The sequence below is a fragment of the Rhodopirellula europaea 6C genome (assembly GCF_000338295.1).
Lineage (GTDB): Bacteria > Planctomycetota > Planctomycetia > Pirellulales > Pirellulaceae > Rhodopirellula > Rhodopirellula europaea.
Map to the genome: position 1 here is coordinate 1 of NZ_ANMO01000110.1, position 12,763 is coordinate 12,763.

A 12,763-nucleotide genomic window follows, 5' to 3' on the forward strand; every position below is an offset into this window, starting at 1 on the left:
CATTCCCAGGGAGGTCGTCGTGTGAGGTGGCGGGGCGGGGCGAGACACGGTGCCGATGCGTGCCAGCTCGTAGGCCAGGTCTCACCTGGCGATGGTTCTTAGCCAGAGCAACACCGCTCTCGGCATTGAAGGTTGGCTGGACGCCTCGCTTGGTTCCCAAGCATCGGCTCGGTGCCAGGTGAGACCTGGCCTACGACTCGGACGCCCAAGAATCGCATCGACTAGACTCGTTCGAGCAACCGGGAGCGTCCCGATCGCTAGGTCGCCCGAAACTCATTGCGGCGACAAAGTTCACCCTCGCACTACTTCGTCATAAAACGATGCCTTGCCCTTCGTTGCGAGGCCGATTAGCTATAGCAAGCGGATAACCATCGCGGTCTGGATAGCAGCCCGGTGGCGTGGGCGGGCCTACGAACTGGCACTGCGGTAACTGCTCAGTGCTCGACGAAAGACCCAACGGCTGAAGGTGACGCTCATCACGGTGGCGACCAACGCCCAACCGACCAGCAGCCATTCTTCGTTGGTCCGTGGATCAATTGGCTTGGCCAGCAATCGAGCCGGGACGTTCACGACCACCAACACCGGCACCACAAAGGTGAAGAACCCGTACATCGGCGTGCCCCAACCGCGGTTGTAAATCTCCATCGGGTAGCGGCTGAAATTGGTGATGTAGAACCAAAAGTTGTAGAGCGTCTGATTGCGTCCCAACCAAATGCTGGTTGCGGAAAGGCAAATCATCAGGCTGTACATGATCACGATGCCGCACATGCAGAAGAGCACATACAGCACCAGCGAAGTGACCGACGGTATATGCGGATCGACCTCGCGAGTTGCCAGCTTGGTCAGTGCCACCCCCGCGATCACCAGTCCCGCCAAAAAGTTGGCCAGCGATGACCAACTGACCCGTCGAAATGAAATCAAAAACTGGGTGTCAATCGGTTTGAGCAAGGCAAAGTCCAACCCGCCCGTTCGAATCAACTCGCTGAATTCTTCCGCGTTGGGCATGAAGAACGCTTGCACGATCGAATTAATGAACCAGGTCGTGGCCAAGAACAAAAAGAAGCGTTCACGATCCCAACCCGTGTCCGCTCCGATTGATCCGGTGAACTGAAAGATGATCAGGTAAAATCCGACGTTCATCAGCGTCCAACCGATGCTGCTCAGGCATTCGATCACAAAGTTCGCACGGAACGTCATGTCGCGAACCAAACTGTTACGAGCGAAGGTTCCGAAAACTCGGACATAACGCATCCACTCGGAACCCGCCTCTCGGTCCGCACTCCCCGCTTCGTTCATCCATTGGTCGTTCATGGCTGGTTTGTCTTGATTCGAACCATCGGTTGCTAGCTTGGATTGCATGGCATCAACCTCCATACCCGCTGTAACGAGCCACACCGCGGGAATAGGACCAGCGACAGACAACGATGAAGAACGTCAGCCAAGCCGCTTCGATCGCCATTTCCATCGGTAGATCTTCGTCGGGAATCTTTCCCAGGAACACGGCGGCGGGGAAATAGGCGAGGTACTTCAGCGGCAACAAATTGACGAACCATTCAATGCTGTCGGGCAACAACGAAATCGGAAACATGTGTCCCGACAGAAAGAAGCTAAACAACATGTAAAGGAAAAGCAGCGACGAGACTTCCAGAAACCAAAAGCCGATCATTCCGATGGCGGCTTCGAGGAAAAAGCCGATCAAGAACCCCATCACCAACGATCCGACAAAAGCCGCGAACAAATGCGGCGGCGGGAACCCACCGACGAAGTAATCGCGGCAAAGAAAGAACACCAAACCGAATGGAGCAAAGGCGATCGCGTAGTAAGCGACTTTGTGAGCGATTCGGTTGATCAACAAGAAACCGATCAAGTCGATCGGCTGGATCAAGTAGCGTTTGATTTCGCCTTCGCGAATTTGCAGAGCGATGCCGGATGCTAACCCTGGCATGCTGGAGAATGCCCGTGCCAACATGGTGATCAAGTAGTACGCCACCATATCGCGAAAACCGAATCCGCCAATCTGAACCGCCTCGGTTGCTGAACTTAGCTCCGAACCACTTGTCTCGGATCCACCGACGGCCGACTCGACCATTTGCTCGGCTGCTTCGCTGGCGGCGATCGAATCGTAAATCGCCCACCACAGAAAAATCTGTGTGACGATTGGCAAGAAACGCATCAACGTTCCGAGCGCGAAATCTCCACGATAAACCAACCGTTCCGACAGGGCGGTGGAGAAGATTTTCTTCCACACTCGCACGCGACTGCTCCACGTCGTTGCGGCGACGTGATGCGAATCCAGATCTGGGTCGTCAAACGACGAAGTTGCGGTCGCCATGAAGAATTACAGAAAGGCTTTCGAGGATGGCAGGCGGTCGACGTGGCACCGGCACCGGACAATGGGCCCATTCGCCGTCTCAAACCAAAGTAGCCGAGAGGCGAGAATCTTCCGATGCCCCTCAGGCTCAGAGCCCCCGCACAGAACGCTCAATCGTGCTAGCAAATCTGCTGTTTGCGATCGACGGCTTCCTCGTTTTTCACTGAATCAAACGTGATTTGGGAGCATCTGATCCAAAAGAGCTTTCGCGTTCATTTTTGCCTCTGATTGGTATTGACGCGTCCGTGAAACCGCAGCAAACTTCTCGCATGCTTGTAACGAAGCGGGCAGCCTGCCATTTGGGGAATTCCACCCACCGCGGCTGACACACTACGCTACAGGGATGTAACCGGACCGAAATTTGCCTCGGCACCTCACTTTCCCAGACTTTCGCGGGAACTTCGAAACGCCGGTCGCTCAGGAAGAGTGACGATCACTTCGCAGTCGCGAAGCCGGGTTGACCGTTCCACTGACCGCATCCAATTTGGATCGGCAGCCGTTGACAAGCCAGCAAGGAAAATCTTGCTCGACTTGCCCGCCGCATGTCGTTTCTGGAGTGGATGTCCCCCGCGTTCGTGCTGGTTGAATTTGTCGCCAACGACATTTTGATCCGGCCTTTTGACAGGAGCGTTCGTTTGTCCCCTTCGACGGACTTCGACGTCAAAGAGCGAGTTCGTGCCGCGACCGACATCGTTGATGTCATCGGGCATGATCTAGAATTGCGTCCGCAGGGCCGTCACTTCGTTGCCCGCTGCCCATTCCACAATGACACGCGTCCGTCGATGACGGTCAACCAAGAACGCCAATCTTGGAAGTGCTGGGTCTGCGACATCGGCGGGGACATCTTCAGCTTTGTCATGCAACGCGAAGGCGTGGACTTTCCCACCGCACTGCGAAGCTTGGCCGAAAGAGCCGGGATCGAAATCCCCGAATTCAATCGCGGCCCCAAAACTCAACCGGGCAGCCCCGACGACAAAGCCACCCTGATGAAAGCGGTGGACCTGGTCTGCCGAGCCTACTTCGACGAATTGGCCAGCGGAAAATCCGACGACGCCAAGATGGCACGGGACTACCTCGCCAGCCGAGGCATCGATGACAGCAACCGTGAACTATTCAAGATTGGCTTCGCACCTGACTCTTGGGACTTCGCCGTCAATCTGCTGAAACGAAACAAACTCTCCGAAGCAGTCGCTCAAGCCGCCGGAGTCGCGATTGGCCGCGATGGAAAATCTGGTTGCTACGACCGATTCCGTGGTCGATTGATGTTCCCGATCGACAACGCTCAAGGCCAAGCGATCTCGCTGGGCGGACGAATCATTCCCGCGATCGCCAACCGCATCGCGGAAGCCAAAGGCGACGGTTCCAATGGCGGTGCGAAGTACATCAATGGTCCCGAGACCATGTTGTTCCGCAAATCCAACGAGCTCTACGGATTGCACCTCGCTCGCGATGCGATGCGTGCCGCCGATGAAGTCCTCGTCATGGAAGGCTACACCGACGTGGTCGCGACTCGCATGGCGGGCATCGACCACAGCGTCGCGGTGCTCGGAACCGCCCTGACCGCCGCCCACGTTCGCGTGCTCAAACGCTTTGTCAATCGAGTCGTGTTGGTTCTCGATGGCGACGAAGCTGGCAAACGCCGCGCAGAAGAAGTCCTGGAACTCTTCGTTACCGCAGACGCAGATCTGAGAATCCTGACGCTGCCCGATGGACTGGACCCGGCCGACTTCCTCGCACAACAATCCGCCGCGAATTTGCTGGACATGGCCGGCAAAGCCCCCGACGCGATGGATCACAAGCTGAATCGTTTGACCGAAGGTGTTGACGTCACTCGCGACACGCACCGCGTCACGACCGCGATCGAAACCATGCTGGGCGTGCTGACCAAGACGCCGGCCAAAAGCGACAAGACCGAACTCAAGATCGATCAGTTGTTGGTTCGCATGAGCCAAACGTTTGGCCTTCCTGTTGAACGCTTGCAACGACGCCTCGAAACAGTTCGCGAGGAAAACGCAGAACGAGAACGCAAGCAAGCTCGTTACCGCAAAGCCAACACGAGCAACGGGCCTCAGGACTCAACGCAATCCAACGCACCAACCAGATCACCGGCATCGCAAAAGCCTGCCACTCGACCGCCCACTTCCGCATCAATGGACGACTTCGATCCATTCGCGCAAGCGGCGATGGAAGACGCGGCCGCGTTTGGCATTGACGAAGGCTTTGATGACTACGCTCCATCGACGCAGAGCGATTTTGGAGCATCGAATCATCCAGGCCGGAACTCCGTGAGTGGACCGTCACGACCACAGCCACCCGAACAAGGTGCCGCGATCACCGGCGTCGATCGCGAACTATTTGAGATCTTGATCGAGTCACCCGAAGTCGCAGCGATGGCGGTGGAAGCAATCGATCCATCGTGGCTGCATTCCAATACCGCGAAGATGTTGCTGTCCGCCTACCAAGACTTGGATTTGCAGGGCCGCGACCTGGACGTCGACTCCGTGCTTGTCCTGCTCGAGAATGATTTTTTAAAAAATCAAATCATCACTTTGCAAGAACGAATCGAGCAACGTGCCGGCCACGTTTTAGACGAGCCACACTTACGATACACCGCGATCCTGACACGTTTTCGCGAGCGAGAATTTGACGCTGAAAAGACTCGCCAAATCGAAAAATTACAATCTGCATCCTTGCCCGAAGACGAAGAGCTCGCGATGTTAGAACAACTGTTTGCTGCCGAACGAATTCGGCAAACGCCCCGCTAGGACAACCCTTCCAAGGCCACCACTCAAAGGAGCCGCGACACCCGACCCAACTGAAGCGTTCGCGATTCATGATGAATCGCATTTGAAAAGATTTCAAACACGACACTCACAGTCATTGTTGAACTGAAACACGTGATTCAGGTTCCCGCAAACACCAACATGACTGACCGTTCCACGAAGGAACGTGACCCATAACAGGAGGTTTTTCCGATGCAATTGATGGACCAAGATCTTTCGCAACTCATCGCCCGCGGAACCAAGGACGGTTTCCTCACCTACGATGAAGTCAACACGTACCTACCCGATGAGGACGTCAACCCAGAGAAGCTGAACTCGCTTCTGTTGGCTCTCGAAAATCGTGGTATCCAACTGATTGAAGCCTCGGAAAAGAAGGCTCGCGACGCCGCTGCACGTCGCCCGTCACCCAACGTTCGTGGACTGCGTCCGGTCGACTTGAATGCCGACGAAGAAACGCCCGAACAAATCCTGGCAAACGAAGTCGCATCGCAAAGCTTCTCTTCAGCTGATCTGCCAAAAGCCAGCGAAGATCCCATTCGCATGTACCTCAGCCAAATGGCCGAGATCCCGTTGCTGTCGCGCGAAGAAGAGATCGCACTGGCGAAGAAGATCGAAATCACTCGCAAGCAATATCGTCGCTCGCTGTTGGAAACTGACTACGCTTTGCGAGCCACCGTCGAAACGCTGCAAAAAGTTCACTCGGGCGAACTCCCGTTCGACCGAACGATCAAGGTCTCGCTGACCGAGCGATTGACCAAGGAACAAATTTCTCAGCGAATGCCACACAACTTGCGAACGCTGAATGACTTGATCGCCAAGAACAAAGCCGACTTTGAAATTTTGGTTCGACGCAGTGCATCGCCGCGCTTAAAAGCCGAAGTCCGCAAGCAATTCCTGCGTCGCCGTCGCAAATGCTTGGAACTCGTCGAAGAACTGTCGCTGCGAAGCCGCCGCGTCACACCGCTGCTGCACCAACTTGAAAAGATCTCCGGCCGAATGACGTTCATTCGAGAGCGTTTGGCCGACCTTGGCAACGACGCGATGAGCCGTGACGAAGCAGCTGACCTGCGTCAAGAACTCCGAGAACTGATGCTGGTCACGCAAGAAAGCCCGACCAGCTTGCACAACCGCATGGCCAAAGTTCGCCGCCACTTCGATCAATACGAAGCAACCAAACGCGAACTCAGTGCTGGCAACCTTCGCTTGGTCGTTTCGATTGCGAAAAAGTACCGCAACCGTGGCCTGTCGTTCCTGGACCTGATCCAAGAAGGCAACACCGGCTTGATGCGAGCGGTCGACAAATACGAGTATCGTCGCGGTTTCAAATTCAGCACTTACGCAACATGGTGGATTCGCCAAGCGATCACGCGAGCCATCGCTGACCAAGCTCGCACGATCCGAATCCCTGTGCATATGATCGACGTGCTCAGCAAGCTTCGCCAAGCACAAAAGCGACTCACCCAGACGCTCCGTCGCGAGCCAACCTACGAAGACATCGCCGAAGCGACTGATGTGCCAATCGAAGAAGTCCGCCGAGTCATGGACATCGGTCGTCACCCCGTCAGCCTGGACCGTCCCGTTGGCGAAGGCGAAGACAGCAGCTTTGGCGAGTTTGTTCAAGATAGCGAAACTGACAACCCCGTTCGCATCGCCGCCAGTGGCATGCTGCGAAACAAGATCGACGAACTGCTGAAAACCCTGACCTTCCGCGAACGCGAAATCATTCGCTTGCGATACGGCTTGGTCGACGGCTACAGCTACACGCTCGAAGAGTGCGGTCGAATTTTCAAGGTCACTCGTGAACGCGTCCGCCAAATCGAAGCCAAAGCGGTTGCGAAGATGCAAAGCCCGTCGCGTGCCGAGCGTTTGTCGTCTTACCTCAAACCCGCTGCCTAAATCTGCCATCGAGACCACTGTGAACCAGGTGAATTGAAGACCATCGAGCCTTCGAGAAATCGTCTTGCCGCGACGAATTCCCGAAGGCTCTTTTTCTTCAAAACGGTCCGGCGACGCTTCATCTCAGCCACCCATATTTCAAGATTTATGATACAACCCTGCGACAGCACCTATCGCTTTGCAACTCAGGACGCTCGGACTGATCCGATGGCAAAACACGTGGCGTAATGTCGCGGAAACCGAATTCTGCAGGCGTTGGTGTGGGTTTTTTCGACGACTACGTTTTTAATATCGGCAGGTGACCTTTACCGATCACCGATGCCCGCCGCGATCAGCGTTTGGGCGTTGCCGCATTCGTGTTTGGATGCTGTTCAACTACGGAAATCTGAGGATAGAAATGGCGACTGGTACGCCGACGAACGGTCCAGATGACGCAGCCTTGTCATCCGACTCAGGCACAGAAGAAGTTCGGCTGGAACAGTTTCAATATGACGACGGTATCGTCCGCTTGTTTGCGACGGCCACGATCGTGTGGGGCATCGTCGCTACCCTGGTCGGTTTGATCGTTGCAGTGCTCTTGGTTCTTCCGTCGATCACCGGAGGATTGCCTTGGTTTTCGTTTGCCAGGCTACGCCCTTTGCACACCAATGCCGCAATCTTTGCATTCGCGGGCAACGGAATTTTCGCCGCGGTCTACTACAGCACACAGCGTCTTTGCAAAGCCCGGATGTGGAGCGACGTTCTCAGTCGCCTGCACTTCTGGGGTTGGCAACTCGTCATTGTCCTAGCGGCCATCACGCTTCCTTTGGGTATCACTCAGAGTCGCGAATATGCTGAACTTGAATGGCCGATCGATTTGCTGATCGCGGTCGTTTGGTTGTTCATTTTTGGTGGCAACTTCTTGATGACATTGATCAAGCGACGCGAGCGACATATGTACGTCGCATTGTGGTTCTACATTGCCACGATTGTGACGGTCGCATTGTTGCACGTGTTCAACAACTTGGTCATTCCCGCTGGTTGGTTCAAGGGCTACAGCGTTTACGCAGGGGTCCAAGACGCATTCATGCAGTGGTGGTATGGCCACAATGCAGTCGCCTTTTTCTTGACGACGCCCTTCTTGGGCTTGATGTATTACTTCCTACCCAAAGCCGCTGAACGCCCCGTTTTCAGCTACAAACTCAGCATCATTCACTTCTGGTCGCTGGTCTTCATTTACATCTGGGCTGGTCCTCACCACCTGCATTACACCGCACTTCCTGAATGGGCCAGCACACTGGGCATGTTGTTCAGCTTGATGCTGTGGATGCCTAGTTGGGGCGGAATGATCAATGGTTTGCTGACTCTGCGTGGTGCGTGGCACAAAGTCGCCGCTGATCCGGTGCTGAAGTTCTTCGTCGTTGGCGTGACGTTCTATGGCATGAGCACCTTTGAAGGCCCGATGCTGTCGATCAAATCGATCAACGCCTTCACTCACTACACCGACTGGACCATCGCGCACGTTCACGCGGGTGCACTCGGTTGGAATGGGTTCATGGTGTTCGGCATGCTGTACTGGCTGCTACCACGGTTGTTCCAAACCAAGATGTGGAGCGACAAACTGGTCAGCCTGCACTTTTGGACGGGGACCATTGGGATCCTGCTCTACATCATCCCGATTTATGCCGCCGGCCTGATGCAAGGTTGGATGTGGCGAGCCATGGATGACACCGGCCACCTGATGTACCCGGACTTCATCGAAACAACTCAGTCCATCGTCCCACTGTGGTGGCTGCGAGTCGTCGGTGGCGTGCTCTACGTCAGCGGTATGTTGATGCTGGGTATCAATTCCATGATGACTTGGATGGGACGCCCCGCCGAGTATGAAAACCCGGTCCATACTGCACCGCGTTTGACCAAGACCTACGTCGACCACACGCCTACTCCGACCAGTGCGATTGATGGTGCTCCTGTGCTGGAGCTTGGTAAGAAGGTCAGCGTTTGGAGCCAGATGGGATGGCACCGACGTTGGGAACGATTGCCAGTTCGCTTCACGGTCTTCACCACGATCGCCGTCGTGGTCGCCACTTTGTTTGAGGTGATTCCGACGTTCTTGATCCGGTCCAACGTGCCGACCATCGCGACGGTCAAACCATACACGCCGTTGGAACTAGCCGGACGACACATCTTCGTCTCGGAAGGCTGCTACAACTGCCACTCGCAAATGATTCGTCCAATCGTCTCGGAAACGAAACGCTATGGCGAGTACAGCAAACCAGGCGAGTTCATCTACGACCGTCCGTTCCAGTGGGGCAGCCGCCGCATCGGTCCCGACTTGGCTCGTGAAGGTGGTAAGCAGAGCAGTTTCTGGCATTGGACTCACTTCGAAAACCCAGAAAACGTTTCTCCGGGAAGCGTGATGCCCGACTATGGGCATCTCCTGACCGAGGACATGAACTACGACGCGATTGCTCCACACGTCAAAGTCGCGGCCTATCTGGGCGCGGAGTACACCGACGAGGAGCTGAACAACACCGCCGAAGTTGCTTACAAGCAAGCGGAATACATCGCGGCAGACATTGTCGCGCAGGGTGGACCCGCGAAAGCTTACGAAAAGCAAGCGGTCGCACTGATTGCCTACCTGCAACGCGTCGGCGTGGACTTGTTCGCGACGGAAGAACCAGCCGCGGAAGAAACCGCCGAACCAGCAGACACGGACACTGAATCGAGTGAAGAAACCGCTGAACCTGCGGTTGAAGAAGCGGCCCAAGCTGAACATGGTGACGGACCAAACCAAGACGCTTTCGTGGTGAACTAACACAACTGCGAAACGTCAATTGTCTCCGAAGCCTCTCCAAAACTCCCCTGTGAGAACGACATGATCCGAGATCTAGTCAGCGCTCTCGATTATTCATCGTTTGCCGAATTGGCACTCGCTCTGTTTGTCATCGCTTTTGCCACGATGACTTACGGAACACTCCGACTTTCCAAGAATGCAACTGATCGATTCGCATCGATTCCACTGAGCGACGAAGTGGAGGACCCACGACCATGAGCCAAGTGACAGAATACGACAACGCTCCAAAGACCGATCACGCTTACGACGGGATAGAGGAATTCGACAATCCATTGCCGGGTTGGTGGAAGTGGTTGTTTGTTGCTTCGATTCTCTTCAGCCCGTTTTATTTCCTGTTCTATCACGGCGGAGCGGCCGGACGTTCGGTCGAAGATCAGTACGGGATCGCGTTGGCTGAAAACACCCGTTTGCAATTCGCGGAAATCGGCGACTTGAATCCCGACGAGGCGACACTGGCCAGCTACATGAACAAACCCAACTGGGTTCGTGTTGGTCAGTCTGTTTTTAAAGCCAACTGCATCTCTTGCCACGGTCGCGAAGGCGAAGGGCAGGTCGGTCCAAACCTGACCGACGAATACTACAAGAACGTGAAGAACATCGAAGACATCGCCAAGGTCATCATCAATGGTGCCGGTGGCGGAGCGATGCCGAAATGGTCGGACCGTCTGCATCCAAATGAGATTGTGCTGGTTTCCGCGTACGTCGCGACACTGCGTGGCCAGAACATCGAAAGCAACCGAGGTCCGGAGGGCAAGACAATTCCGCCGTGGCCTGAACCTGTTGAAGACGAACCCGAAACCCCCGAAGAATAAGATTCAATCCAATGTCCACCCGAGCATCGTTGCCTCTGTTCTCGCCTTCGCCTTGCAAGGTGTGCTATGCGGCGGATCGCGATGGGACATCGGGTGGAACGGGTGCGTCTGAAAACAACGATGCGTTGCTCAAACCAGACGAGCACGTGCTGAGCACGCTGGAAGCCGATGGCAGCCGCCGTTGGCTTCGGCCAAAGTTGTCGATGGGCGAATGGTGGAAGCGCCGCCGTGTGACCGCTTACATCTTGATGGTGGTCTTCGTTGCTATCCCACATTTGAGGATTGCAGGAAAACCTCTGATTTTGCTCGACATCGCCGCCCGCGAATTCACGGTGCTGGGCAAAACCTTTTATCCCACCGACACGCTGGTGTTGGCGTTGTTCATGCTCAGTGTCTTCGTGAGCATCGTCTTGGTCACCGCGATCACCGGGCGCGCGTGGTGCGGCTGGGCGTGCCCACAAACCGTCTACATGGAATTCTTGTTCCGCCCCATCGATCGCTTCTTCGATGGCACGGTTGGCAAAGGTGGCAAGCCCGCTCGCGGAATCAGTCCGGTTTGGCAAATTGCTCGCTTTGGCGTCTACCTCGTTCTCTGCATGTTTTTGGCTCACACGTTTCTTGCCTACTTCGTAGGCACCGAGAAACTTGCTCAGTGGGTCCGAAGTTCACCGATCGATCATCCGTCGGCGTTCCTCGTCATGGCGGGCACAACGGGATTGATGCTATTCGACTTTCTGTTCTTCCGAGAGCAACTGTGTCTCATCGCGTGCCCTTACGGACGTTTTCAATCGGTCATGCTCGACGAGCAATCCAAGATCGTTGCCTATGACCCGGTGCGTGGTGAGCCTCGCATCAAAGGAAAACGAACCCACGATGATGAACGCGGCGTGGATCTCGTCCGCGGAAAGGCTGCCGGCGATTGTGTCGATTGTCATCAATGCGTCGTCGTCTGCCCAACCGGAATTGACATTCGCGACGGATTGCAAATGGAGTGCGTCAATTGCACTCAGTGCATCGACGCGTGCGATGACGTGATGGAAAAAGTCGGCAAACCGAAGGGTTTGATTCGCTTCAGTTCACAAGACGCCATCGCTCGCAAACCGAAGAAATTGCTGCGTGCTCGAACAATCATTTATCCAATCGTTTTAGTTGGAGTCTTCTCCGGCCTTGCCATGGCGATCTCCAGCAAGAGCGGGTTTGACGCAAGGATTCTTCGCGGACGTGGGGCTCCTTATTCGCTGCTTGGTGCCAAGGAAGTTTCCAACGCATTCAATCTGCGTTTGGTCAATCGTACCGAGATCGCTCAGACGTATGAATTGTCAACAAACGACTCGAGTGTTGAGGTCGAGATCATTGACACCGACGCCCAACACCTTGAACCAGCCGAATCGAAACTGCTGCCGATTCGATTGAATTTCCCTTCCTCCATGACCATGGGCGACGGCAACGAATCGATCGAACTGACGGTCAAGGACCAAAGCGGCAACGAACGCATCATCTCTATGAAGGTCCTGGGGCCACGCCGCTAATATGTCATCCCAAACCGAACTCAATCCATCCATGGAAACGCAGCAAAAGGAAGAGCGTCGCGCCAAGCGATTCTACATCTCTTTAGTTCTGTTGCTCTTCGCCATCCAAGCCACCATCCTAGGCACCGCGATCAAACTTGCGATCGGCGATCCCGCTTTGGCCGTGGTCCCGGACTACCATCAAGCCGCTTTGAATTGGGATGAGTCTTATCGGGCGTCGTTGGCGTCTGAACGCTTGGGGTGGAATGTCGATGTCATCGTCTCAGATGTCTCAGACGCAAAGGGGCAACGAGCGATCTCTGTCGAACTGCACAACCAGCAAGGAAAATCGCTGGACGAATTGAACGTCAACGCGGTTGTCTATCGCCATGCCGATGCGGGTGCGTTCGAAGCGGTTGAATTGCAAAGCACGGGCGAAGGCCGTTACCTCGGGATGGCTTCGATGCCACAGCAAGGACTCTGGCAACTCGAATTGACCGTCGATGGAGCGGGGGAACCGATGACCCTTTCTCGCACACTCGAATTGGAAAATTGAG

At 55.2% G+C, this 12,763-nt stretch carries 10 protein-coding genes; 7 read left to right on the forward strand and 3 right to left on the reverse strand.

Annotated features, from left to right (window positions below):
* From RE6C_RS33480 to RE6C_RS10375, 3 genes are all read right to left on the reverse strand, one after another.
* A partial coding sequence (locus RE6C_RS33480; RefSeq protein ID WP_144054726.1) for a DUF1589 domain-containing protein occupies positions 1-178 on the reverse strand: 178 nt, incomplete at its 3' end.
* Between the two features lie 230 nt (positions 179-408).
* Entirely contained in the window at positions 409-1,374 is a 966-nt protein-coding gene (locus RE6C_RS10370; protein ID WP_008656355.1) for an ABC transporter permease, read from the reverse strand.
* On the reverse strand, positions 1,364-2,332 hold the full coding sequence (locus RE6C_RS10375) for an ABC transporter permease (RefSeq protein WP_008656357.1): 969 nt from the start codon (positions 2,330-2,332) through the stop codon (positions 1,364-1,366). Before RE6C_RS10375 ends, RE6C_RS10370 begins: the two co-directional genes overlap by 11 nt.
* Before the next feature lie 581 nt (positions 2,333-2,913).
* Here RE6C_RS10375 and dnaG point away from each other — a divergent pair.
* The 7 genes from dnaG (at position 2,914) to RE6C_RS10410 (ending at position 12,762) form a co-directional block, all read left to right on the forward strand.
* Positions 2,914-5,136 (forward strand): DNA primase, encoded by a 2,223-nt coding sequence (gene dnaG / locus RE6C_RS10380; RefSeq protein ID WP_008656362.1) that lies wholly within the window; start codon positions 2,914-2,916, stop codon positions 5,134-5,136.
* Positions 5,137-5,346: 210 nt separating this feature from the next.
* Entirely contained in the window at positions 5,347-7,050 is a 1,704-nt protein-coding gene (locus RE6C_RS10385) for a sigma-70 family RNA polymerase sigma factor (RefSeq protein WP_008656363.1), read from the forward strand.
* A gap of 298 nt (positions 7,051-7,348) precedes the next feature.
* Positions 7,349-9,847, forward strand: a complete 2,499-nt coding sequence (gene ccoN, locus RE6C_RS10390; RefSeq protein ID WP_008656366.1) for a cytochrome-c oxidase, cbb3-type subunit I — start codon at positions 7,349-7,351, stop codon at positions 9,845-9,847.
* A gap of 60 nt (positions 9,848-9,907) precedes the next feature.
* Positions 9,908-10,084, forward strand: a complete 177-nt coding sequence (locus RE6C_RS32450; RefSeq protein ID WP_007333282.1) for a hypothetical protein — start codon at positions 9,908-9,910, stop codon at positions 10,082-10,084.
* Positions 10,081-10,698 carry a cbb3-type cytochrome c oxidase N-terminal domain-containing protein gene (locus tag RE6C_RS10400; RefSeq protein ID WP_008656367.1) on the forward strand — a complete coding sequence of 206 codons (618 nt, stop codon included), beginning with the start codon at positions 10,081-10,083 and terminating at the stop codon, positions 10,696-10,698. The genes RE6C_RS32450 and RE6C_RS10400 overlap by 4 nt, the downstream gene beginning before the upstream one ends.
* A gap of 11 nt (positions 10,699-10,709) precedes the next feature.
* Positions 10,710-12,227 carry a cytochrome c oxidase accessory protein CcoG gene (gene ccoG, locus RE6C_RS10405; RefSeq protein WP_008656369.1) on the forward strand — a complete coding sequence of 506 codons (1,518 nt, stop codon included), beginning with the start codon at positions 10,710-10,712 and terminating at the stop codon, positions 12,225-12,227.
* A gap of 1 nt (position 12,228) precedes the next feature.
* Positions 12,229-12,762: a FixH family protein gene (locus RE6C_RS10410; protein ID WP_008656370.1), complete on the forward strand. Its 534-nt coding sequence runs from the start codon at positions 12,229-12,231 to the stop codon at positions 12,760-12,762.
* Position 12,763 lies beyond the last annotated feature (1 nt).

Coding starts and splice junctions, on each gene's coding strand:
- RE6C_RS10370 (WP_008656355.1), bottom strand. CDS start 1,374: ATGGAGGTTGATGCCATGCAATCCAAGCTAGCAACCGATGGTTCGAAT.
- RE6C_RS10375 (WP_008656357.1), bottom strand. CDS start 2,332: ATGGCGACCGCAACTTCGTCGTTTGACGACCCAGATCTGGATTCGCAT.
- dnaG (WP_008656362.1), top strand. CDS start 2,914: ATGTCGTTTCTGGAGTGGATGTCCCCCGCGTTCGTGCTGGTTGAATTT.
- RE6C_RS10385 (WP_008656363.1), top strand. CDS start 5,347: ATGCAATTGATGGACCAAGATCTTTCGCAACTCATCGCCCGCGGAACC.
- RE6C_RS32450 (WP_007333282.1), top strand. CDS start 9,908: ATGATCCGAGATCTAGTCAGCGCTCTCGATTATTCATCGTTTGCCGAA.
- RE6C_RS10400 (WP_008656367.1), top strand. CDS start 10,081: ATGAGCCAAGTGACAGAATACGACAACGCTCCAAAGACCGATCACGCT.
- ccoG (WP_008656369.1), top strand. CDS start 10,710: ATGTCCACCCGAGCATCGTTGCCTCTGTTCTCGCCTTCGCCTTGCAAG.
- RE6C_RS10410 (WP_008656370.1), top strand. CDS start 12,229: ATGTCATCCCAAACCGAACTCAATCCATCCATGGAAACGCAGCAAAAG.